This is a genomic window from Mycolicibacterium sp. XJ2546 (genome assembly GCF_053483195.1).
Genome location: NZ_JBEFRW010000001.1, coordinates 77,259 through 99,031, shown reverse-complemented (window position 1 = coordinate 99,031; position 21,773 = coordinate 77,259). Strand labels below are relative to the sequence as shown.

The following is a 21,773-nucleotide window of genomic DNA, read 5'->3' as shown; positions in this document are numbered from 1 at the left end:
GGCTCAGATCGGGGTGATGTACTCGATCAGCCACTTGCCGTCGATCTTTTGATAGTCGACGCGTAACCGGCTGCCGTCGTAGATCGGCTCCTCGGCTTTGTCGGTGATCGTGCGGTTCATGTAGACCATCACCGACGCCGAGTTGCGTTGTGCCTTCATGACCCCCACACCGACCACGTTGGCCTGGCTGACCAGTTGCCGTTCCCGGGCCTGCGGGATGATGTCCTTGGCGGCGCGATCCTGAAATTCCTGGCGGTAGGCCGGGGTCAGCATCGGGTACACCTCGTTGAGGCTGCGCTCGACGGTCTGATAGTCGTAGCCGAAGACCTGCGGAATCTGCTTCTCCGCCAACGGGGCGAGCTCGGCGCGGGCAGCTTGTTCACCGCGCAACTCCACCCGGTTCCAGTACATCGCGCCACCCACGCCGGCCGCCGTGACGAACGCGACCGCCAACAACCCACACAGCACACCGACCAGCCTGGGCATCAGTTGCCCCCATCGGGGTACTTGAGGTCATAGGCCGTCATGTGGCCGTTGCCGTCCTCGTGCACGATCACCCGCAACCGGTACGGCTGCGACGGTTGATTGTTGCCGTCGATGTCCGTCACGGTCACCCGCGCCGACACCAACACCGCGGCATTGTTCGCGATCTCGTCGATCTTCTCCAGCGCCGCACCGTTGATCACCGTTTCCGCACTGGCGTTGGTCTCGCGGAAAATCATCTTCAGGTTCTCGGTGTTGTTGCCTTCGGTCATCATCGCGCGCAGCGGGCCGCTGGTGCTGTTGACGAACCGTTCGACGCTTTCGTCGATGCTCTCCTGGTCGTAGCTGAACATGTTGACGACGAGTTGGGCGGCGGTGTCGACGAACCGCTGCTCTCGCGCGAAGACCTCTTCGGTGTCGCGCTGCTGGACGTACATCAGGGCGGTCAACCCGACCAGGACCATCACCGCCACCAACGCGGTGGCGGCGAAGATCGCGGCAACCAGCCGGCGGTTCGGTTGCCGCCGGGCCGGTGGACCGGGCTGCCGAGGCAGCCGAACCTTCATCGTGGGTGGCGCTTCCACCCGCACGGCTGTCGCCGTGGCACTACCGCTGGCCGGTCCGGCGGCGCGAGACGCGCGCCGACGCCCGGCGGGCCCCGGCGATCGTTCCGTCGAAGCCGTCTGTTCCGTCATCTACGCCTGCCTTGGAGCCAACATCAGATCAACCCAGTTCTCTGCTGGCGCCAGTGTGTCAGTTGCGTCCGCGAGCACGCCAGTTCCGCCGGCCGGATCGACGAACTTGCCGTCGTCGTCGTAGGTCGTGAACTGCGCACCTGAGGCCATGGGCACCTCCGCGGGCAGCGGCGGAGCGTTGGGGGGTGGCGGTGCCTGCGGCGCAGGGGCCGGCGCGCCCGCCGGCGGCGGCGGCGTTCTGCCGTACGGCGGCACCACGTGATCGGGCGGCGCGAAGAACGGCCACGCCGGCGGCAAGGTGGGCTGCACCTCATTCGGTGGCGTCGGCAGCGGGAACGGCGCATGCGGCGCCGGGCCGGGGCCAGGCGGAACACCCGGCGGCAGCTGCACCACCGGCGGACCCGGATCCGGATCGACCTGCGGCGGGATGTACGGGAACTTGTTGGGCGGCAAGATGTTGCGCCCGATCTCGGTGGTGTCGTCCTCGCGGGTGTCCATCGGCGTGCCGACCGGAACCGGCGGTCCGCGCCACGGGTTGTTGCCCAGCGGCACGTAACCCTGCGGGTCGCGGCAGAGTTGGACGGTCGGTGCCCGCTTACCCGGGTATTCCTGGCACGGGTAGTTACGCGCACCGCGCACGACGGCCGGATCGTTGTGCGGGGTCTTGCAGTACAGGTCCTTCGGCAGCTCACGCAGCGTCTCGTCAGCCGGTGAGCGCATCTGCGAGGGCGGGACGAACCCGGTCAGGCACGGCGGCGGATCCTGCAGGTGGATCTTGAAGTCGAGCTTGCCGCCCTCGTCGGCGGGGACCCCGCCGCCGACTGTCAGCAGCGCTGCCATCAGCGCCGGGAACACCACCAGGGCGTGTTCGATCGAATCGCGGTAGATCACCCCGATGCGGCCGAAGTTGGCCAGGTTGGCGGCCAGGATCGGAAACGACGGCCGGATCCCGCTGAACAGTTCGTTGGCCTCGGCCGTGGCGCCGGGCACCGTCTGCAGCGTGCTGCGCAACTGCGGGTCGGCGTTGGCGACCTCGGTGGTGAACCGGGCCAACCCGTCGGCGAGCGACCTGATGTCATCGCCGCTGCGGATCTGCGCATCCAGGAAGGGTCCGGCCTGGTCGATGAGTTGGTTGATCTGGCCGTAGTTGGCGTTGGCCTCGTCGATGAGAAGGCGCGCGGACGTGATCAGCCTGGCCAGTTCGGGCCCGGACCCGTTGAACGCCTTGAACGTTTCGTCCAGCAGATCCTGCATCCTGCTGTCGTCGACGCTGGAGACCAGAGCCTGGGCTTCAGCCAGCAGGCCGGCGATATCCTGGCCGACCGCGGTGCGCGACACGTCGATGTTGGCCCCGTTGCGCAGCTTCTCCTGCGACGCGTTCTCCGGAGGCACCAGGTCGACGTACTGTTCACCGACGGCCGAGACGCTCTTGACTGTCGCGGTGACGTTCTCCGGCACCGGCGTTCCGCTGTCGAGCCGCATGCGGGCGACCACGCTGTCGTCGGACAGCCCGACCGACTCCACCCGGCCGATGGTCACGCCGCGGTAGGTGACGTTGGCGTTCTGGTAAAGACCGCCTGCCACAACGAAATTCGCCGTCACATTGTAGACGCCGATGCCGAGCGCGGCAGGCACTCGCAGATAGAAGATCGATATCGCGCCGACAGTCAGCACCGTGACGATCGCGAAGATCCCGAGCTGGATTCGGGTGAGCCGGTCGATCATCTAGGGCCCCGCCTCGTGCTGGGTCGCCGTCCCCGGCGGGATCTCGAACGGGTCGGCGGCCTGGCCGGACAGATTCGCCAACGCCCCGGTGAGGAACTCTGGCGGGGTGATGATCTCGTGCATGCGCTTCATGTTCGGGTCCAGCCCCCACGAGGTGGTGAACACCGACTCGCCGGTGCGCCGCAGCGTCAGGTCGAAGGTGGTGTAGACGTTCAGGTAGTCACCGCGCACCGCATTACGCAGGTACTTGTAGTGGAACGGGAAGGTCGGCAACAACTCCAGGTCCTTGATGAGAAAGTCGACGTTGTCGTTGAGTGACTTGACCACCGGGTAGAGGTCGATGAAGTTGGCGGCGAAGTCGTCCTTGGTCTCCTGCAGGACGTGCGAGGCGACGGTGGCGAAGCTGCGCAGCGCGCCGAACGCGTCGACGATGTTGGCGCGGTTGTTGTTCAGGACGGTCAGCGCTTCGGGAAGGGTGTCGAGCGTGCGGCCGAGGCTGTCCTTGCTGCGCGCCAGGATGCCCGCGAAGCGGTTCAGCCCCTCCGCGGCAGCGATGATGTCGCCGGTTTGTTCTTCCAGGGAGCTGGTCAGCTCGGCCAGCCGCGGGACCAGATGTTCGAAGCTGCCCTGCCTGCCGGCTACCGCGTTGTAGGTCTCCTCGGTGATATCTTGCAGCGCACCGAGATTGCCCTTGTTGACGACGACACCCAGCGCGGACAGCACTTCCTCGGTGGTGGGATAGCGTCCGGCGCGGTCGATCGGGATGTTGTCGCCGTTCGCCAGCTTCCCGACGCCCGGCTCGCCGACGGGTTCGGCCAGCTCGATGTGCTGTGACCCCAGCAGCGAGGTCTGGGCCACCCGCACGACCGCGTTGGCGGGTAGCTCGACGTTGCGGTCCAGCGACAGTTGGACCGCGGCGTAGAACGTGCCGTCAGCGCGCTGCACGGCGTCGATGCCCGACACGCTGCCCACGGTGACGTCGTCGACCATCACCGGTGAGTTCTGCGGCAGCGTCGCCACATCGGGCAACTCCACGGTGACCTCATAGGAACCGGCTCCGTGGCCCGCGGTGCCGGGCATGTTCAGCGAGTTCAGACCGCCGTACTGACAGCCGGCCAAGAGCATGGCCAGCGACGAGATCGCCAACGCTCTGCGCATCATCGGCCCCCTGCCTCGGCGGGTAGCGATGCCTGCGGCCCGTGCGCTTCCGGTGCGGCGGGCGCCGCTTCGGGTCCACCGGCGTGCGATGACGAGGCGCCGGTCGCAGCGTCGGGCGTCGGCGGCACGAACAGCGAGCTGAGGTCCATGTCGGCCGACACCGGCGGTGGTGTGACGCCCGGCGCAGATTCCCACTGCAGATACGGCACCGGGGTCTTGGCCTTGGCCTCGGTTTCCGGTGTGTCGTAGATGATCTGGCCCTTGTACGCGGTGATGCTGTTGATCGGGTGGAACATCACCGGCGGGTAGTTCATCGAGATGCGCTTGAACACCGGACCCATGCGCTGGCGGCAGATTTCGGTGCGTTTGTAGTTGTCCGTCGATGCCCCGGCCTCGAACGTGCCGCCGCAGATGAACTGCACCGGGTTGGCGAAGTTCGGCAGGGTCAGCAGGCCGCCGACGGTGCCCTGGGCCGGGTTGTAGATGTTGTAGAAGTTCGAAAGGCCGTTGGGCGTGATGTGCAGGATCTGCTCGATGTCCTCACTGCGCTCGGTGAGCAGGCTGGTGAAGTCGGTCAGCTTGGTCACCTGATCGATCAGCGCCTGGTTGGAGTCGTCGAGGAACCCGCGCACGTCGCCGAGCGCCTGGTTGAGCGTGCCCAGCGTGTTGTCCAGGTCGGCGGAGCTGTCGGCGAGCACCTGCGACACCGAGGCGACGTGGTTGGAGAACTGCACGATCTGCTCGTTGCTGTTGGACAGCGCGTCGACGAGCACCTGCAGATTGCGGATGGTGCCGAACAGGTCGGTGCGCGAGTCACCGAGCCGGCCAGCGGTCTGCGAGAGTTCCCGCAGCGCTTGGCGGAACGTGTCGCCGTTGCCGTCGAACGTGTCGGCGGCCTGGTTGACGAACTCGGTCAGCGGGCCCTGCACGGATCCTGGCTGCGGACCCAGTTGCGCGCTGAGGGCGGTGAGCTGTTCTTTGACGTCGTCCCATTCGACCGGCACCGCGGTGCGGTCCAGGCCGATCTGGGCGCCGTCGCCGAGTGCGGGACCGTCGGTGTATGCGGGGGTGAGCTGGATGAACCTGGCCGCCACCAGGTTCGGCGAGATGATGAGTGCCTTCGCGTCGGCGGGTACCTTGATGCCGTTGCGCAGGGTCATCGAGACCTTCACGTCGTTGGCGCGCGGTTCGATCGAGTCGATCTTGCCAACGGGCACCCCGACGATGCGCACGTCGTCGCCGGGATAGAGGCCGATGGCCGAGGTGAAGTAGGCGGTCAGCTTGTCGCCGGTGCGCGACGGCCACACCAGATACACACCGGCGACCAGCGTCACCGCCAGCAGCACGGCCAGCGTCACCCGCAGCCAGCGGCTGCGTTCCAGAATCGGGTTCGCGTCCGTCATGGTGACTTCGGCCTGATGATCAGTCGTTCGGAAATGTAGCCGCGCAGCATGTCAGACAGGCTGTCGGGCAGCTTGCCCGGCTGGAAGTAGACGTCCAAGAGCACCTCGGCGATCGGCGCGGGCGGCAGGCCGTACAGATTGATCTGGAACCCGGGTCCGGAACCGACCACCTCGCCCAGTGCCGTGGCATACGGGGGAAGCCGCTGAAGCGCCTCGCTGATGTGTTCGCGACGCTCGAGCAGGTTGTCCATCACCAGGTTGAGCTTCTCCATTGCGGGCTTGAACTCGCGGCGGTTATCTGCGACGAACCCCGAAAGTTGTTCGGACACATCGTCGATACCGGCGATCAGGTTGCTCAGCGCCTGGCGCTTCTCGTCGAGCGCGGCGAACAGCAGGTTGCCGTCGACGATGAGCTGGTTCACCTGGCCGGCCCGCTCCGCGAGCGTGTCGGAGACCCGTTTGGCATGGCCCAGCAGTTGATCGAGGGCCTCGTCGCGTTTGTTGATGGTGCGCGACAGGTTGGCGATGCCGTCGAGGGCGCCGCGCAACTGCGGGGTGGCTTCCTGCAGCGAGTCGGTCAACGTCTGCAGCGCCTGCTCGAAGCGTGGCTTGTCCAGGTCACCGACATTCTGGCCGAGATCCTGTAGCGCCGTGTTGAGCGTGTACGGAGTCGTGGTGCGGCCCAACGGGATCACCGTTGAATCACCGCCCCCTTGTGGCGTCACCGCCAGCGACTTCTCGCCGAGCACGGTGTCGGTCTTGATCGAGACCAGCGACTGGTCACCAACCCGGACAGCGCGGTCGACGGTGAAGGTCACCTTGGCCGCATCGCCCGCCAGCTCGACGCCGGTCACCTGACCGACCTTGATGCCCGACACGTTGACGTCGTTGCCGGGCGAAATCCCGCCGGCATCGGTGAAGTACGCCTCGTAGGGCTTGCCCTGCGGCCAGAACGGCAGGCTGGTGTAGCCGAACGACACCAGCACCAAACACGTCACCAGGAAGATGCCGAAGATCCCCGTCCGCAAGGGGTTCGACTCGTCGGGTCTACTCATCGACCGGTGCACACCTCCCCTTGGACGGATCAGGCGGTCCACCGAACGGGACCAGAATGTCGCTACCGGCAGGACCGTTGATCTTCAAGCGGGTCGAACAGTAGAAGATGTTGAAGAACGAACCGTAGGCGCCGAGCGCATTGAGCCGCAGGTAGTTTTCGGCGAGCGGCTCGATGACTTTGTTGACGTCGGCCTTGCGCTCGTCGAACCGCTGGGCGAACGGGCGGACGTTCTCGATCACGCCCTGTACCGGTCGGCGTGACTGCACCAGCATGTCGGTGAGGTCGTTCTCGGCGGTGGCAAGCGGTTGGATCGCGCCGGCGATCGGGTCACGGCCTTCGGCCAGACCGGTGATGAGCTTCTGCAGTTGGTCGACGCTGGCGTTGAACTGTGCCCCCTTCTCGTCGACGGTGGCGAGCACGGTGTTCAGATTCGTGATCACGTCGCCGATGAGCTGGTCTCGGGCGGCGATGTTCTGGGTGAACGCGCTGGTGCTCGACAGCAGGTTCGACAGTGCGCCGCCCTGGCCCTGCAGCAGTTCGATGACCGCGTTGCTCACCTCGTTGACCTTCTGGCCGTCGAGGCCCTTGAGCACCGGGCGCAGACCGCCGAGCAACGCGTCGAGGTCCAGCGCCGGCTGGGTGTTGGTCTTCGGAATGGTCGAGCCCGCAGGAAGTTTCTTCAGCTCGCCGGGTCCGGAGGTGATCTCGAGATAGCGGTCGCCGACGAGGTTCTCGTAGCGCACCACGGCGCGGGTGGAGGTGTAGAGCTGGTAGCGCTCGTCGACGTCGAACGCGACGTCGACGGTGTTGTCGGGGTTAAGCGTTACTTCGTTCACGTTGCCGACGGGCACACCCGCGATGCGCACATCCTGACCGGGCTTCAGCCGTGACGCGTTGGCGAACGTCGCGTGGTAGCCGGTTTCCGGCGCGAACCGGAACTCACCGAACACCACCACGAGACCCGCCGCGACCAACAGCATCACCACGGTGAAGATGCTGACGTTGAGCAGCGTGCGGTCGCGCCTCATCAGAAGTCGTCCCTCTCCGCGAACGCGCCGTTGAACAACCACTGCAGCGTCGAGGGTGCGTCGAACTGCACCTCGGTGTTCGGTTGGTACGGCACATAGGCGTTGTCGGTGACCAGGAACTTGGAGCGGTACCACGAGCCGCCGAACTGCTTGCTCGGGACGTTGGGCAGGCCACGGCAGTTGGGCCCGCCGGAGGCGTTCACGATCGGCAGGCTCTCCGGGTAGGTGTAGGCAGGCGAACCCGGAAGGAAGTTCGATGCGACGAACAGGCCCGGACGGATACCACCGATGACCGGCGCGAACCGGTCCACCGCCAGGGCCGTGCCCTCGAGGATGCAGCCGAACTCCGGCGAGTACTCGCCCGCCACGCTCAGCGGCGCGCGCAGCCGCTGCATCGCGGCGATGTAGTCTTCCGCGCCCGGCTCGAGGGTGGCGGTGCCGTTGTTGGCCAGACCCGTCGCGGCGAGCAGTGTCGCGTTGAGGTTGTCCTGTTCGTCGACGATCGTGTTGCTGATCGTCGGCGCGTTGTCGAGGATCCGTGCCACGTCGGGCCCGGCGTCGCCGTAGATGTTGGCCACCACCGCTGTCTTCTGCAGATCCTCCTGCAGCGTCGGCAGCTTCGGGTTCAGTTGCTCGAGATAGTAATTCAAGCCGGCCAGGGTAGCCCCGAGGTCATCGCCGTTACCGCGCAGCCCTTCTGCCAACGCGCTCAGCGTCGCGTTGAGGTGGATCGGGTCGATCTTCTGCAGCACCTTGTTCAAGGTCTGGAACAGCGTGTTGACCTCGAGTTGCACGTCTTTCGCGGCCACCGTCGCCCCGGATTTGAGGTGTCCGACCGGTTCCTCGGGTGGGAGGAACTCCACGGCCTTGGCACCGAAAACCGTTGTGCTCCCGATTCGTACCGGAGCGTTGGCCGGGATGTAGCGCATCTCGCTGCTGTCGATGGCCAGGGTCAGCTTCGCTTCGTCCCCGGTGTACTCGATCTTCTTGACCTTGCCGATCTGCACACCCCGGTACTTGACCTTGGCGTCGCGTTCCATCACCAAGCCGGCCCGCGGTGAGGTGACGCTCACGGTGTCGGTGGGCGTGAACGCGGCGGTGTAGGCCAGATAGGTGAAGACCGTCGCCGCCAACAGGATCGCAGCCAGGATCGCAGCAGCGATCCGTACGTGGCCGCGATTGGCGTCACCGTCTGACATCGAATCCCGCCTAGCCCGAGAGGTTGAAGTTGCCGGACGCGCCGTACACGGCGAGTGAGATGAACAACGTGATGGTGACGACGACGATCAGCGAGGTGCGCACGGCCTGGCCCACCGCAATACCGACGCCGACCGGACCGCCGGATGCGTTGTAACCGTAGTAGGTGTGCACCAGCATCACCGCGACCGCCATCACGATGGCTTGCAGAAAGGACCACAACAGGTCCGTCGGTATCAGGAACGTGTTGAAGTAGTGGTCGTAGAGGCCCGCCGACTGGTCGTTGATGAACACCGTGGTGAAGCGCGCTGCGAAGAACGACGCCAACACCGCCAGCGAGTACAGCGGGATGATCGCGACCATCCCGGCCATCAGCCTCGTGGAAACCAGGTAGGACACCGAGTGCACAGCCATCGACTCGACGGCGTCGATCTCCTCGGAAACCCGCATGGCGCCCAGTTGTGCTGTGGTGCCCGCGCCGATGGTCGCCGCCAGCGCGATGCCCGCGATGACCGGAGCGACGATGCGCACGTTGAGGAATGCCGAGAGGAACCCGGTCAGCGCCTCGATGCCGATGTTGCCGAGCGAGGAGTAACCCTGCACGGCGATGACGCCGCCCGAGGCCAGGGTGAGGAACGCCGCGACGCCGACGGTGCCGCCGATCATCACCAACGCGCCGGTGCCCATCGTCATCTCGGCAATGTTGCGGATGGTCTCCTTGCGATAGCGGGTGACCGCGTTGGGCAGGTAGCGAATCGTCTCGCCATAGAACAGCGCCTGCTCGCCGACGGTGTCGACGACCTTCGGCAGGCCGCGGAAAATCCGGCGGAAACGAAGCGTCGCGTCGTAGCTCATCGTTCCAGCACCCGGACCCCGACAGCCGTCATGATCACGTTGATCACGAACAGACAGATGAACGCATAGACGACCGTTTCGTTGACCGCAGTGCCCACCCCCTTCGGTCCGCCCTTGACCGTCAGGCCGCGGTAACAGCCGACCAGGCCGGCCACGACACCGAACAACAACGCCTTGATCTCGGCCATGACGAGCTCGCCGAGCCCGGTCAGCACCGTCAGGCCGTTGATGAACGCGCCGGGGTTCACGCCCTGCAGGAAGACGGAGAAGACGTAACCGCCGGACAAGCCGATCAGGCAGACCAGGCCGTTGAGCATCAGCGCGACGAACGTCGACGCCAACACGCGCGGCACCACCAGACGCTGAATCGGGTCGATGCCCAGCACCCGCATCGCGTCGATCTCCTCGCGGATCGTGCGCGCGCCGAGGTCGGCGCAGATCGCGGTGGCACCCGCGCCGGCCACCACCAACACCGTCACGACCGGGCCCAGCTGGGTGATGGTGCCGAACGCGGTACCGGCGCCGGAAAGGTCGGCGGCACCGATTTCGCGAAGCAGGATGTTGAGCGTGAACGCCACCAGCACGGTGAACGGTATGGCGACCAACAGGGTGGGCACCAGCGAGACCCGCGCGATCATCCACGTCTGATCGAGGAACTCGCGGAACTGAAAAGGTCGCCGGAAGGTCTTGGCGAAAGTGTCGAACGACATTTCGACGAACCCGCCCACGGCCCGAGCCGGTGCCGCGAGCTGTTCGATCAACCTAGGCTCCTTCTCGGATAGGTGACTGCGGACTCTTTTGGCGAAGGATCCCAAAGTCCTTGCCGCGGAGGTCCGCCCAACCCTGGTCTAAGCGATGCTCTTAGTGAGCCGGCTCATCCTAACTAGAACAAGTTCGCAGTGTCAAAGAACGGCAAAAACAGACCAAACTGTTATAAAGCCGCTGGTCAGAAGCACTGTGACCTGCGTCATTGTAGAACGTGTTCTAGTGCGTGCCGGCCTTTCTTCGGCGCAGGCTCAGTCTGGCTGTTCCATCAGCTCCGTGGCCGAGAAACACCGTCCGGCGTCGCGATCAGCAAAGTGGTTTTGCAGCACCGCCGACAATTCGGTGGCGTCCCATGCATCGGACTCCGCATTGAACCGAGCTTCGACGGTAGGCGCGGCCACCAGCGTCACCGTGGGACCGTAGACGATGAACAGCTGCCCGTTGACCCTTTCCGATGCCGGCGAAGCGAGAAATCGAACAAGCTTTACCACGTGCTCGGGCGACAACGGATCGACCTGATCTTCGGCGAGCTCGGGCGCCTCGCCGAACACGTCGGCCGTCATCGCCGTGCGGGCGCGCGGTGCGATCGCGTTGGCGCGCACCCCGTAGCGCTCCAGCGCCCGCGCCATCGACAACGTGAGCGCGGTGATACCGGCTTTGGCCGCCCCGTAGTTGGCCTGCCCAACCGGACCGACCAGCCCCGCCTCCGACGAGGTGTTGATGACCCGGCCGTAGACCGACCCGGCTTGCCCCGAGGTCGCCGACGGGTCGGCTCCGGCCGCCTTGGCCTTCGCGCGCCAATAGGTGGCGGCGTTGCGGGTCAGCAGGAAGTGCCCACGGAGGTGCACGGCGATCACCGCGTCCCAATCCTCGTCGGACATGTTGAACAGCATCCGGTCGCGGGTGATGCCGGCGTTGTTGACGACGATGCTCAACCCGCCGAGCCCGTCGGCGGTCTCGACCAACTCGTCGGCCGTCGACCGCGCGGAGATGTCCCCGGCGACCGCGACAGCCTTCGAGCCCGCCGCGACGATCTCGTCGATGACGTCGGATTTGTCCAGCGCGGCGGCGATATCGTTGACCACGACGGTCGCGCCGGCTTGGGCGAGGCCGATGGCCTCGGCGCGGCCCAGGCCCGCGGCTGCCCCGGTCACCACCGCGACGCGTCCGGACAGATCGGTTGCGGTTTGCTCGGTCGTCACTTAATGAATACCTCTAGTCTTGGCGTTTCAGGGCTGCGCGAGGGCATTCCTCGATCGCGCGCTCGGCCCTCTCCACATGGTCGGCGGGCACCGGGTCAATTTTCACCACGGCGTAATCATCATCATCTAGCTCGAACAGTTCCGGGTCGATTCCCACGCAGATCGCGTTACCCTCGCACCGGTCCCGGTCCACTTCCACTCGCATGACAACCTCCTACCCCTCAGGCGTCTCCACCCTGGACCACCAGACTAGAACGTGTTACAACCGGAATTGGGCTCAGGGTGCACAGGCACCCAAGACTACGGCGCGCAGATTAGTGAGGACGACGGAATGCGGATCGGCTACACCCCCGAACAGGAGGAGCTACGCCGCGAGCTGCGCGCGTACTTCACCAAGCTCATGACACCCGAGCGTGCCGAGGCGCTCGCATCCAACGACGGCGAGATGGGCCGCGGCAACGTCTACCGCGAGACGGTTGCCCAGATGGGCAAGGACGGATGGCTGACGCTGAGCTGGCCCAAGGAGTTCGGCGGTCAGGGCCGCCCGCCGATGGACGGGCTGATCTTCAACGACGAGGCCGCCATCGCCAACGTTCCGGTGCCGTTCCTGACCATCAACAGCGTCGCGCCCACGATCATGGCGTTCGGCGCCGACGAGCAGAAGAAGTTCTATCTGCCCAAGATCGCCTCGGGCGATCTGCACTTCTCGATCGGCTACTCGGAGCCGGGTGCAGGCACCGACCTCGCCGCGCTGCGCACCACCGCCGTGCGCGACGGCGACGACTATGTGATCAACGGCCAGAAGATGTGGACCAGCCTGATCGCCTACGCCGACTACGTGTGGCTGGCGGTGCGTACAAACCCGGACGCCAAGAAGCACCGGGGGATCTCCATGCTGATCGTGCCCACGCACGCCGAGGGCTTCTCCTGGACCCCGGTGCACACCATGGCCGGCGTGGACACCAGCGCCACCTATTACTCCGATGTGCGGGTGCCCGTCTCCAACCTGGTCGGCGAGGAGAACGCCGGCTGGAAACTGGTCACCAACCAGCTCAACCACGAGCGGGTGGCCCTGGTGTCTGCACAGCCGATCTTCCTGGCGCTCAACGGGGTTCGCGAATGGGCGCAGAACACCAAGGATGTGCACGGCAACCGGCTGATCGACGCGGAATGGGTGCAGCTCAACCTCGCCCGGGTGCACGCCAAGGCCGAGGTGCTCAAGCTGATCAACTGGGAGCTGGCGTCCACCGAGGATGCCGCACCGTCCCCCGCTGACGCGTCGGCGGCCAAGGTCTACGGCACGGAACTGGCGACCGAGGCCTACCGGCTGCTGATGGAGGTGCTCGGCACCGCGGCCACACTGCGGCCGGGCTCGCCGGGCGCGCTGTTGCGGGGCCGGATCGAACGGATGCACCGCAGCTGCCTGATCCTGACCTTCGGCGGCGGTACCAACGAGATCCAGCGCGACATCATCGGGATGGTCGCGCTTGGCCTGCCCAGAGTGAACCGGTAAGGACGGCACCCAATGGATTTCAAGACGACGGAAGCCGCCGACGATCTCGGCGGGCTGGTCCGCACCATCACCGACTCGGTGTGCACGCCCGAGCACCAGCGGAACCTCGACGGCCTCGACCACCGGTTCGACAAGACGCTGTGGGCCAAGCTGATCGAGGCCGATGTGCTCTCGGCCGCCGCGCCGGATGCGGTGGGCGGCGGCGGTTTCGGAGTGCTGGAGCAGGTCGCGGTGCTGGTGGCGCTGGGTCGGCAGCTGGCCGCGGTGCCCTACCTCGAGTCGATCGTCCTGGGCGCGGGCGCCCTGGCGGCGTTCGGCTCCGAGGCACAGCAGCAGCAGTGGGCGGTGCCTGCGGTCAAGGGCGAGATGATCCTCACCGTCGCGCTCGACGGCGAGATGGGCGAGGGTCCGGTCAAGGCGCAGTCCTCCGGGGAGGGCGGATATCGGCTCACCGGGTCGCGTACGCAGGTGCTCTACGGACCCGTCGCAGATGCGTTTCTCCTCCCGGCTGACACCGACTCCGGAACAACGGTTTTCATCGTGGCAGCCGATGACGCCGGGGTGACGGTCGAGTCGCTGGACACCACCGGCCATGGCAGCGTCGGGCATCTTGCGCTGCACGGCGTGGAGTTGGGCGCCGATCGCGCGGTCGGCGGCGACGAGGTGCTGGCCTGGTTGACCACGCGGGCCTCGTTGGGCCGCAGCGCGTTCCAGCTCGGCGTGGTCGAGCGTGCGCTCGAGCTCACCGCCGAGTACGCGCGTGAGCGTGAGCAGTTCGACCGGCCGATCGGTAGCTTCCAAGCGGTGTCGTCGCGGTTGGCCGACGGCTACATCGATGTCAAGGCGTTGCGGCTGACCGTGACCCAGGCGGCGTGGCGGCTCTCCGAGGGTCTTCCCGCCGACATCGACGTCGGCACCGCGGCGTTCTGGGCCGCCGAGGCCGGGCACCGCGTCGCGCACACCACGGTGCACGTGCATGGCGGCGTCGGCATCGACATCGACCACCCGGTGCACCGGTACTTCCTGGCCGCCAAGCAGATCGAGTTCGCGGTCGGCAGCGCGACCGGGCAGTTGCTGCGCATCGGCAGGGAGTTGGCGGACTCGCCGGCGTAGCCGTGAACGCACTGCCCACCGTCGCGGCCCTGCTGACGCCGCTGGTCGACGTCGAGGACCGCGGGCTGTACTTCGAGAAGTCCTTCGTCTGCTGGCGCGATCACCTCAGCGAGAGTGCGGCGGTGGCGGCCGCGCTGCGGGCGCGCATGGATCCCGACCGCCCACCTCATGTCGGCGTGCTGCTGCAGAACACCCCGGTCTTCTCGGCAGTGCTGGTGGCCGCGGGGCTGACCGGCATCGTGCCGGTGGGACTCAACCCGGTGCGCCGCGGCGAGGCGCTGCGCCGCGACATCACCCATGCGGATTGCCAAGTGGTGCTGGCCGATACGGCCTATGCCGACATCCTGGGTGACGTCGAGCACGTCAACGTCGACTCGCCAGACTGGGCGCAGGAGCTGGCCGGGTACGCCGACGAACCGGTCCGCGCCTACGACGCCGAACCCGGCGACTTGTTCATGCTGATCTACACGTCGGGCACCAGCGGTGACCCCAAGGCGGTCAAATGCAGCCACGGCAAGGTCGCGATCGCCGGGGTGACCATGACGGGGCGTTTCGACCTGGGACCCCGCGATGTCTGCTACGTCTCGATGCCGCTGTTCCATTCCAACGCGGTGCTGGTGGGCTGGTCGGTCGCGGTGGCGTCACAAAGCTCACTTGCGTTGCGCCGCAAGTTCTCCGCCTCGCAATTCCTGCCCGACGTGCGTCGCTACGGGGCGACGTACGCCAACTATGTCGGCAAGCCGCTGTCCTACATCCTCGCCACCCCACAGCTTCCCGACGACGCGGACAACCCGCTGCGGGCGGTGTACGGCAACGAGGGGGCACCCGCGGACGTCGAGAGGTTCGCCCGGCGGTTCGCCACCGTGGTGATGGACGGGTTCGGGTCGACCGAGGGCGGCATCGCGATCGCCAAGACACCCGACACGCCTCCGGGCGCGCTGGGCCCGCTGCCGCCGGGCACCGACATCGTCGACGTCGAAACCGGCGAACCGTGCCCACCGGGGGTGACCGGTGAGTTGGTGAATGTCTCGGGCGCTGGGCGTTTCGAGGGCTACTACAACGATCCGCAGGCCGACGCCGAGCGGATGCGCGACGGCGCGTACCACAGCGGCGACCTGGCCTACCGCGACGAGGACGGCTACGCGTACTTCGCCGGAAGGCTCGGCGACTGGATGCGGGTGGACGGGGAAAACCTCGGCGCGGCACCGATCGAGCGGGTGCTGCTGCGCCACCCCGACGTGGTGGAGGTGGCGGTGTACGGCATCCCGGCGCCCGACGTCGGCGATCAGGTGATGGCCGCGCTGACGTTGGCGGACGGTTCGACGTTCGATCCCGAGGCGTTCCGCCGGTTCCTGGCCGAACAACCCGACCTGAGCCCGAAGCAGTGGCCGCCGTTCGTCAGGATCAGCAACGCACTTCCGCGCACCGAGACGTTCAAGGTGATCAAGCGTCACCTGGCCGCCGAAGGCGTCGACTGCGCCGACCCGGTGTACCGGGTGCCCCGGCCACACTCCACCCGCCCATGACCGACACACGCCTTAGGCTCGACGCGCTAAACACCGACCCGGCCCTCGGCGCTGAAGGTGGTGGCCCACCTCGACGCGTCGACGACCAGCACTGCAGCACACCGGATCTCATGCTCGACAACGTCGTCGGCATGGCGCACTTCTTCTATATCCACCACACGTTCGCGACCTCTTCAAGAACGTGATCGACGGTCACACCGAGAGCCAGTACATGGAGTCACGATCTCGGCCCCGGCTTCACCGCCGAGGTGGTGCTGATCAACAGCCACGACCCCGTCACCCACGACTCGTTCGTGTTGCAGTGGGGGGTTACGGTGCAGCGGATTCCCGGCCTGCCCGCTCAGAACGCCGAGAAGCTGGCGGCGGCACTTAACCCGCGACGGGCGAATAGCCAAGCCGGATCAGACGATCCACGTCCACCCGTAGGTGTGCTTGATGCTGTCACACCCGTAGAAGATCTCCACCTTATCGACGCCAGGGTACTGGGCAATCTCGTCCATCGCGGCGGAGATAAGCGCGTCGTGGTCCGGGGCGATGAGCACCGCGATCAGGTCGAAGTCGTCGAGCACCCGGCTCAATTCCGGAACGTCGTCCCTCTTGGCCACCTTTGCCGCAACCGACTTCTGTTTGCCCGGCGCGGTCTTGATACCGATATAGCCGTGTGCCGCGAAGCCGAACGCTGCGACGTTCGACACCGCCTGAATCCGGAACACCCGGTCCGAGAGCATCCGCTTGATGCGCCCGCGCACCGTGCCTTCCGACACCCCCAACTCGGTGGCGATACTGCGGTTGCTGCGCCTCGCGTTCTGCTGCAGGAGTCGGATGATCTCCAGATCGGTCTCGTCGACGGTGTCACTCGGCTGCGCCTCGGGCATGGTGCCGGGATCCCGAAATGTGGCCCAGTTGCTGTCGAACTTGAGAACGTCGAGCGAGAGCGCACCGTGCACCGACGCGACCCCGCGAATCGACCGGAGTTGACCGCCGAACATTTCCGAGATGTGTTGACGGTCGCGGCACAGCACCGGGCCGATGACGTCATAGCGACCAGAGCAGATGGTCACCCCGATCGCCTCTGGAAGCTTCGCGAAATCGGCCGCAACGTCACGCGCGGGCCGTCCGGAGACGTTCAGCATCGCCAAAACCATTTCGCGGTGGCCGAAAAGGCGGATATCGGTGACCGCGACAACGCGCATCAGATTGGACTCCTCCAACCTACGCAAGTGGGCCGCAACCGTGACCTCATTGACTCTGAGGTGGGACGCCAGGGAGCGGTGGCCTTCCCGCCCATCGCGCCGCAGTCGCTCGATCAGGGCACGATCGAGATCGGTCAACTCCGATAGGGCGGACGGATCTACGACATCTGCCACGTCGCCACCATCAGCTTGATCGCCAACACGAGATCTTGCCTCGTCGCGAGCCACCCCACCGTCCTGTCACATCGAAGTCTGCGACATACAGCCGCTTCCGCAGCCTGCCCTCCGTACGCTATAACACGTCGGCGGGCAGGCGAGCCAACACGGCGTTGCACCGGTAGCGTGCACTGTCGCGCTAAAATGTGCGCCACGTGCGTCCCTTCCGTTGGGGCTTCGAACCCGTTATCCCGCAACCGATGAACTCGGTCCTCAATACGCCGAGGTGCGCATCGAAAGCCCAGAATGTTCTACGCATAGTTGATGCTATCAGTTGATACTAATCAAGTATGCCTATACTCATCGCGTGACCGATGCCGAAGTTCGAGTTACTCACGTTTCCGCTTCGCCCTCCGGGTCTCACCGTTCGGTGCTGATCGTCGGCGCGGGAACCTCCGGAAGCGTCCTGGCCGCACGGCTCAGTGAATCGCCCGCCCTGTCGGTGACGCTGCTGGAGGCCGGCGGTACCGACGACTACGGCGACGAGATCACCAATCCGGCTCGGGCGCATGAGGTTTGGTCGAGCCTCGCTAACTCGGACTTCGTCCCGATGAAAGGCCCGGCAGGTGACATCCCCATGCTACAGGGCCGAATCACGGGCGGTACTTCAGCGATCAACTATCTGGCGACGCTTCGCGGCCAGCCGCAGGATTACGACGCCTGGGAGGCGGCCGGCCTGGCTGGGTGGGGATGGTCAGACGTCCAGCGGTATTTCATTGCCGTCGAAAGCGACCTCGACTTCGGTCGGTCAGCTATTCACGGCAACGCGGGTCCGCTGACCGTCTCACGGTGGAAGCCCGGTGAACACAGCGCTTATCAAGCCGCGTTCGCCGAAGGACTGCGCCAGGTCGGGATCAAGCCGGTCGCAGACGTCAACGATCCAGCTCAGTTGCCCGGTATCGGTGTCTTCCCTGCCACCCTGAATGCGTCGCGCCAGCGCATGACAACCAGCACTGCGTATCTGACCACGGACGTCCGGAGCCGGCCGAACCTGCTCATCCGAACCGGCGCCACGGTGGCCCGGCTTTTCGTTGACGACGGGCGCACCAGGGGCGTGATGCTCGACACCGGCGAAGAACTCCATGCCGATGAAGTCATCGTCACGGCAGGGGCGGTCGAAACACCGACCCTGCTGCTGCGTTCCGGCATCGGCCCGCGTGAGCAGTTGACTGCTCGGGGCCTTCCCGTCCACGCGGACCTCCCGGTCGGCTCGACGATGAGCGACCATCTCGGCACTGCGCTGATCTATCACCACGACGCGCCCCGCGCCGGATCCGGTGGCCCCGCACAGTCCGTGCTGGTCGGCGCTTCGAACGGTAAAGACATTGACTACCATGCCTTTCCGACACCACTGCTGGGCAGCGATGACCCGTCGACGTTCATGATGCTGGTCTTTCTGCTGCGCTCCACCGGCCGTGGCGGCGTTGTCCTCGACGCCGATCCGGCTGCTCCGCCGCGGGTGACCGCTCCACCGCTGCCCGATGATGTCGGCGACCGACTCGGCCAGGCGTTCCGTCAGATCGCCGTCTGGGAACAATCCCCCGCCGCTCAAGCGATTGGCTGCCGGGCCGTCGAACCGCACGACCTGACCGCACCGACCGCAGTGGCCGATGCACTGTCCCGAATCACCGTGAGCTACGGGCACATGGTCGGGACCTGCCCGATGGGTCAGGTGCTCGACGCCCAGTGCAGGGTTCTGGGTGTCTCCGGATTGCGCGTGGCAGACGCGTCGGCGATGCCGACGATTCCAGCCGGCAATACCTATCTCGGTTGCGTGATGATCGCGGAGCGGATCGCCGCCCTGATCACGTCAGCAATCAGGCACACGGCTACTGCGCCGCACCGGTAGTCGGTCCCAGCACCTGCCAACTCAGGTCCATCCACGGCGCTGAAAGCCACGTCCGCGTCGGCTCGATCAGGAACCTCAACGGCCCTCGCTCACAATAGGTTCTGCTATCCGGGGTCACCGCGCAGGTGGTGCCTTCGTGGCGGATGAAACTTCGCGGTGGTATCGACTCGCGGGCTTGCGTGGGTGGAAACCTCACCGCCATCGACCAGTCGTAGTGCACGGCGCGGTCGCCGTTGATCCAACCGATATGCCTGACGTCAGGCGGGGCGCCGGGAATAACGCCGGTGCAGCCGAAGTTGCCTCGGCCCCAGATTCCGCAGTTCTGTCCGGTCGGCGCCACGAACCACAGACCGCCAGGCAGCATGAAGCGGTTGAGGTCGGCCTCCTCGTAGTAGCGGATGTCCGGCCACGGGTCAGCCGGCGAAACCGGCTCGGCGTGCACGGGGGCGACGGCACTCAGGGCGAAGGTTCCGACCATGGTGAGTGCGGCGCACAGAAGCAAACGTGATCCCCGAAAAGCCCTCGTGCCGATGGTTATTGCTGTGTCTAGGCGAAGTGTGGCGTGTTGCCGTAGCATGTCGCGTTCCCGATATCCAGCGTGCTCTGGCAGAGCACGTCACCTCGATGGACGATTCGTACCGTCACCCATTTGTTCGGCCAAGCTCCCGGTCGCCAGTCCGCGCGTACCTCGGCGCGGCCTGGACCGCCAGCCACGACCGTTTCGATCCGCCACGGAAGCGGTACGGAGGGAACAAGCGTCTTCCGGTCGCCGTCCCTGTACTCGATGTTCGTGGTGCGCACCACATTCGAGTAGATCTCATACGTCACGACGTCGTCGGCCGCCGCAGACGTCGCGGTCGACAGGGCTGGCGCGACAACGGCAGTCGCCATCATCAGCGGGGCAATGAGTTTCATCGCAGTCTCCGCCGGCACGTGGCGCTCACGGCCCGACCAGGACGACAGCGGTCAGCACTTTCGCCGCATCCGGATTGCGCGACATGCTCGTGCCGAACCCAGTGTAGGAGCAGTCTGGAATCGCCGCATACCCCTGCAGGATCAGACCTTTGATCGCGTCCGCCTCGTTATCGGCTGCGCCGCGCAGGATGTGAGTCTTTCCGCCTCCGCCGCCCAGATCATGAAAGATCGGCAAGGCGTCGCTGACCGGAACGTGCCTCGCGTTGTGACTGACGTAGGTGTCGGTCGACCGGTTGACGACCTTTGCAGTCGCGTCCGCGATCGGGTCGTGTGTGAGTGGACCGCATTGCCCGCCGGCGCGAAGCTGTGACACAGCGTCACTCAGGGCCGGAGCCGGGTCTGCGGCGGCGACGGCAAGACCCCCACCATCGATGATCAGCACAATCGTGTACGCCGCCACCAGCCGTGCCGTTCTTCCCGGGTATCGCATTGTCATGGGCCGTTCCCCTGATCACAGATGTGAGAGCGGTCGATCTTGCTGCCGAAGCGCATCGCATGCTGGAACGACGGCCCGGTGAACCAGGCCGGCTGCCGCCCCTTGATCCCGTCGCGCACGTTCGTCAGCTGTTCCCACAACCGGTAGAAGCTCTCCCCCTGGTAGACGGGGAAATAAAGGTCACCCACGTAGTTCCGGCTGATCGTTAGCGCGTTGGCGCGTGGGGTCAGAAAGTCCAACGACCGATCGAGGTTCGCCGCCACGGCGTCCGCCTGCGCCGCGATCCCGGGTGTCGCATAGTTCCCGTTCGCCTTGATCAGGTTGACGTTGATCCGGTCGATCTGGCCGTTCAGCTCGTCATACTGCGCGTTGTACCACTGGCACATCTCGCCCATGGCGGTAATGTCGGCCGGTGTCACCTCGTCACGCATCTGGTCGTAGGGGAGAGGGAACTGGGGTTCCCAGTTCGACGGCGTCGGTGTGATCACCGGCAGCGGGGCGGCCGGGGCGTCCTCGGATCGCCACGGATCCGAGTAGGGCACCTGCGTGAGCCCCGGCACCGGGTTCGGCGCGCTGCCCCCTGCCGGATCCGCGCCGGCGACACCGGTCAGCACGGCGGCCGCGGACGCGGCGATACTTGCGCAGGACGCCAGGACTCCCAACCACCGCAGGAGATCTCGTGGTCGGCGCGTTCGGGTCGGCTCAGTCACACACGAACACCTTTCTGTGGACGAAGTCGGTCAGTTCGGGGGCATGACGGCGTCGATGCCACCGACATCGGTGATCTGCCAGTTGTTGTTGCCGTCGAGCGTGATGCTGTAGGTCGCCGTCGACTGCAGCCCCTCGGGGGCCTGGACGGTCTTCGTCAGGACGCTGACGAACGCGTCGACCACATAGATGCCACCCTCCTGCGAGCGCACTTTCGCCACCAATGGCTTGGCTGTCGAGTTCCACTGCAGCGGAACGAGAATCTGCTCCATCGAGTCGGCGGCTTTCGACAGCTTCTCCTTCAGCTGGGGTGAGGTTCCCTCGACGAGCCGGGACTTCCAGGCGCCCAGATCTTTGAAGTCCATCGCGGCGGCGTTGACGGCATAGTCGAGCGCCACCTGCTCGGCATGCCGGTCGTTCGCCGCCTGGGCGGCGTTCGCGTCGAGTTCGGCTTCGGCGTCGTAGTACAGCCAACCCAGGACCGCGACAGCACCGATGAGGGCAACGAGAACGACGCCGACGACCACGGAGCGGACGCTGATAGACGCCGGTAGCCGGTGCACTCGGGTCGATGCCGTATCGGAGTCGGTCGATGGAGACTCGATCGTCTCCTCCTCGTCGGCGACCGTCGCGATTGCCGAGGTGTGTTCAGTGCGGTTTGTGGACATCGTTTGCC

At 65.9% G+C, this 21,773-nt stretch carries 22 protein-coding genes and 1 pseudogene; 5 read left to right on the top strand and 18 right to left on the bottom strand.

Annotated features, from left to right (window positions below; all coding sequences use genetic code 11):
• Positions 1-3: 3 nt before the first annotated feature.
• From ABQE44_RS00495 to ABQE44_RS00440, 12 genes are all read right to left on the bottom strand, one after another.
• Complete coding sequence (locus tag ABQE44_RS00495) at positions 4-486, bottom strand: mammalian cell entry protein (RefSeq protein ID WP_448394775.1); 483 nt, start codon at positions 484-486, stop codon at positions 4-6.
• The gene (locus ABQE44_RS00490) at positions 486-1,178 is read right to left on the bottom strand and encodes an Rv1363c family protein (RefSeq protein ID WP_448394774.1); all 693 of its coding nucleotides are present in this window, start codon (positions 1,176-1,178) and stop codon (positions 486-488) included. Before ABQE44_RS00490 ends, ABQE44_RS00495 begins: the two co-directional genes overlap by 1 nt.
• The gene (locus ABQE44_RS00485; RefSeq protein WP_448394773.1) at positions 1,179-2,903 is read right to left on the bottom strand and encodes a virulence factor Mce family protein; all 1,725 of its coding nucleotides are present in this window, start codon (positions 2,901-2,903) and stop codon (positions 1,179-1,181) included.
• Positions 2,904-4,064, bottom strand: a complete 1,161-nt coding sequence (locus ABQE44_RS00480) for an MCE family protein (protein ID WP_448394772.1) — start codon at positions 4,062-4,064, stop codon at positions 2,904-2,906.
• Positions 4,061-5,464, bottom strand: coding sequence for a virulence factor Mce family protein (locus ABQE44_RS00475; RefSeq protein ID WP_448394771.1), 1,404 nt, complete (start codon positions 5,462-5,464; stop codon positions 4,061-4,063). Before ABQE44_RS00475 ends, ABQE44_RS00480 begins: the two co-directional genes overlap by 4 nt.
• Entirely contained in the window at positions 5,461-6,519 is a 1,059-nt protein-coding gene (locus tag ABQE44_RS00470) for an MCE family protein (RefSeq protein WP_448394770.1), read from the bottom strand. The genes ABQE44_RS00475 and ABQE44_RS00470 overlap by 4 nt, the downstream gene beginning before the upstream one ends.
• Positions 6,512-7,549 carry an MCE family protein gene (locus ABQE44_RS00465; protein ID WP_448394769.1) on the bottom strand — a complete coding sequence of 346 codons (1,038 nt, stop codon included), beginning with the start codon at positions 7,547-7,549 and terminating at the stop codon, positions 6,512-6,514. The genes ABQE44_RS00470 and ABQE44_RS00465 overlap by 8 nt, the downstream gene beginning before the upstream one ends.
• Entirely contained in the window at positions 7,549-8,748 is a 1,200-nt protein-coding gene (locus tag ABQE44_RS00460; RefSeq protein WP_448394768.1) for an MCE family protein, read from the bottom strand. Before ABQE44_RS00460 ends, ABQE44_RS00465 begins: the two co-directional genes overlap by 1 nt.
• Before the next feature lie 10 nt (positions 8,749-8,758).
• Positions 8,759-9,601, bottom strand: coding sequence for an MlaE family ABC transporter permease (locus ABQE44_RS00455; protein WP_448394767.1), 843 nt, complete (start codon positions 9,599-9,601; stop codon positions 8,759-8,761).
• Complete coding sequence (locus tag ABQE44_RS00450) at positions 9,598-10,362, bottom strand: MlaE family ABC transporter permease (protein WP_448427734.1); 765 nt, start codon at positions 10,360-10,362, stop codon at positions 9,598-9,600. Before ABQE44_RS00450 ends, ABQE44_RS00455 begins: the two co-directional genes overlap by 4 nt.
• 255 nt (positions 10,363-10,617) lie before the next feature.
• A complete protein-coding gene (locus tag ABQE44_RS00445) occupies positions 10,618-11,568 on the bottom strand; it encodes a 3-oxoacyl-ACP reductase (RefSeq protein ID WP_448427732.1) in 951 nt (316 codons plus the stop codon).
• 13 nt (positions 11,569-11,581) lie between these two features.
• Positions 11,582-11,773 carry a ferredoxin gene (locus ABQE44_RS00440; RefSeq protein WP_448394764.1) on the bottom strand — a complete coding sequence of 64 codons (192 nt, stop codon included), beginning with the start codon at positions 11,771-11,773 and terminating at the stop codon, positions 11,582-11,584.
• A gap of 126 nt (positions 11,774-11,899) precedes the next feature.
• Between ABQE44_RS00440 and ABQE44_RS00435 the strand changes: the two genes are divergently transcribed.
• From ABQE44_RS00435 to ABQE44_RS00420, 4 genes and pseudogenes are all read left to right on the top strand, one after another.
• The gene (locus tag ABQE44_RS00435; protein WP_448427730.1) at positions 11,900-13,081 is read left to right on the top strand and encodes an acyl-CoA dehydrogenase family protein; all 1,182 of its coding nucleotides are present in this window, start codon (positions 11,900-11,902) and stop codon (positions 13,079-13,081) included.
• A gap of 12 nt (positions 13,082-13,093) precedes the next feature.
• Positions 13,094-14,194 carry an acyl-CoA dehydrogenase family protein gene (locus ABQE44_RS00430; RefSeq protein ID WP_448427728.1) on the top strand — a complete coding sequence of 367 codons (1,101 nt, stop codon included), beginning with the start codon at positions 13,094-13,096 and terminating at the stop codon, positions 14,192-14,194.
• A 2-nt stretch (positions 14,195-14,196) separates the two neighbouring features.
• Positions 14,197-15,720, top strand: coding sequence for a long-chain-fatty-acid--CoA ligase FadD17 (gene fadD17, locus ABQE44_RS00425; RefSeq protein ID WP_448427726.1), 1,524 nt, complete (start codon positions 14,197-14,199; stop codon positions 15,718-15,720).
• Positions 15,721-15,797: 77 nt separating this feature from the next.
• Positions 15,798-16,091, top strand: a pseudogene (locus ABQE44_RS00420) (3-ketosteroid-9-alpha-hydroxylase); the annotation flags it as partial.
• Positions 16,092-16,121: 30 nt separating this feature from the next.
• On the opposite strand, the gene ABQE44_RS00415 reads toward ABQE44_RS00420, so the two are convergent.
• A complete protein-coding gene (locus tag ABQE44_RS00415) occupies positions 16,122-17,087 on the bottom strand; it encodes an Lrp/AsnC family transcriptional regulator (RefSeq protein WP_448427724.1) in 966 nt (321 codons plus the stop codon).
• A gap of 349 nt (positions 17,088-17,436) precedes the next feature.
• Between ABQE44_RS00415 and ABQE44_RS00410 the strand changes: the two genes are divergently transcribed.
• A complete protein-coding gene (locus ABQE44_RS00410) occupies positions 17,437-18,978 on the top strand; it encodes a GMC family oxidoreductase (protein WP_448394759.1) in 1,542 nt (513 codons plus the stop codon).
• Here the strand turns inward: ABQE44_RS00410 and ABQE44_RS00405 are convergent.
• The 5 genes from ABQE44_RS00405 to ABQE44_RS00385 form a co-directional block, all read right to left on the bottom strand.
• Positions 18,959-19,456: a hypothetical protein gene (locus tag ABQE44_RS00405; RefSeq protein ID WP_448394758.1), complete on the bottom strand. Its 498-nt coding sequence runs from the start codon at positions 19,454-19,456 to the stop codon at positions 18,959-18,961. The genes ABQE44_RS00410 and ABQE44_RS00405 overlap by 20 nt on opposite strands.
• A 68-nt stretch (positions 19,457-19,524) precedes the next feature.
• A complete protein-coding gene (locus tag ABQE44_RS00400; RefSeq protein ID WP_448394757.1) occupies positions 19,525-19,893 on the bottom strand; it encodes a hypothetical protein in 369 nt (122 codons plus the stop codon).
• A 25-nt stretch (positions 19,894-19,918) separates the two neighbouring features.
• Positions 19,919-20,353, bottom strand: coding sequence for a hypothetical protein (locus ABQE44_RS00395; RefSeq protein WP_448427722.1), 435 nt, complete (start codon positions 20,351-20,353; stop codon positions 19,919-19,921).
• Positions 20,354-20,385: 32 nt separating this feature from the next.
• Positions 20,386-21,003: a hypothetical protein gene (locus ABQE44_RS00390; RefSeq protein WP_448394755.1), complete on the bottom strand. Its 618-nt coding sequence runs from the start codon at positions 21,001-21,003 to the stop codon at positions 20,386-20,388.
• A 126-nt stretch (positions 21,004-21,129) separates the two neighbouring features.
• Positions 21,130-21,765 carry a hypothetical protein gene (locus ABQE44_RS00385; protein WP_448394754.1) on the bottom strand — a complete coding sequence of 212 codons (636 nt, stop codon included), beginning with the start codon at positions 21,763-21,765 and terminating at the stop codon, positions 21,130-21,132.
• Positions 21,766-21,773: the final 8 nt, after the last annotated feature.

What these genes read in the sequence shown, in the direction of transcription:
- ABQE44_RS00470 (WP_448394770.1), bottom strand. Translation starts at nt 6,519, where the DNA reads ATGAGTAGACCCGACGAGTCGAACCCCTTGCGGACGGGGATCTTCGGC.
- ABQE44_RS00405 (WP_448394758.1), bottom strand. Translation starts at nt 19,456, where the DNA reads ATGGTCGGAACCTTCGCCCTGAGTGCCGTCGCCCCCGTGCACGCCGAG.
- ABQE44_RS00465 (WP_448394769.1), bottom strand. Translation starts at nt 7,549, where the DNA reads ATGAGGCGCGACCGCACGCTGCTCAACGTCAGCATCTTCACCGTGGTG.
- ABQE44_RS00435 (WP_448427730.1), top strand. Translation starts at nt 11,900, where the DNA reads ATGCGGATCGGCTACACCCCCGAACAGGAGGAGCTACGCCGCGAGCTG.
- ABQE44_RS00485 (WP_448394773.1), bottom strand. Translation starts at nt 2,903, where the DNA reads ATGATCGACCGGCTCACCCGAATCCAGCTCGGGATCTTCGCGATCGTC.
- ABQE44_RS00385 (WP_448394754.1), bottom strand. Translation starts at nt 21,765, where the DNA reads ATGTCCACAAACCGCACTGAACACACCTCGGCAATCGCGACGGTCGCC.
- ABQE44_RS00430 (WP_448427728.1), top strand. Translation starts at nt 13,094, where the DNA reads ATGGATTTCAAGACGACGGAAGCCGCCGACGATCTCGGCGGGCTGGTC.
- ABQE44_RS00480 (WP_448394772.1), bottom strand. Translation starts at nt 4,064, where the DNA reads ATGATGCGCAGAGCGTTGGCGATCTCGTCGCTGGCCATGCTCTTGGCC.
- ABQE44_RS00440 (WP_448394764.1), bottom strand. Translation starts at nt 11,773, where the DNA reads ATGCGAGTGGAAGTGGACCGGGACCGGTGCGAGGGTAACGCGATCTGC.
- ABQE44_RS00460 (WP_448394768.1), bottom strand. Translation starts at nt 8,748, where the DNA reads ATGTCAGACGGTGACGCCAATCGCGGCCACGTACGGATCGCTGCTGCG.
- ABQE44_RS00495 (WP_448394775.1), bottom strand. Translation starts at nt 486, where the DNA reads ATGCCCAGGCTGGTCGGTGTGCTGTGTGGGTTGTTGGCGGTCGCGTTC.
- ABQE44_RS00475 (WP_448394771.1), bottom strand. Translation starts at nt 5,464, where the DNA reads ATGACGGACGCGAACCCGATTCTGGAACGCAGCCGCTGGCTGCGGGTG.
- ABQE44_RS00455 (WP_448394767.1), bottom strand. Translation starts at nt 9,601, where the DNA reads ATGAGCTACGACGCGACGCTTCGTTTCCGCCGGATTTTCCGCGGCCTG.
- ABQE44_RS00400 (WP_448394757.1), bottom strand. Translation starts at nt 19,893, where the DNA reads ATGAAACTCATTGCCCCGCTGATGATGGCGACTGCCGTTGTCGCGCCA.
- ABQE44_RS00490 (WP_448394774.1), bottom strand. Translation starts at nt 1,178, where the DNA reads ATGACGGAACAGACGGCTTCGACGGAACGATCGCCGGGGCCCGCCGGG.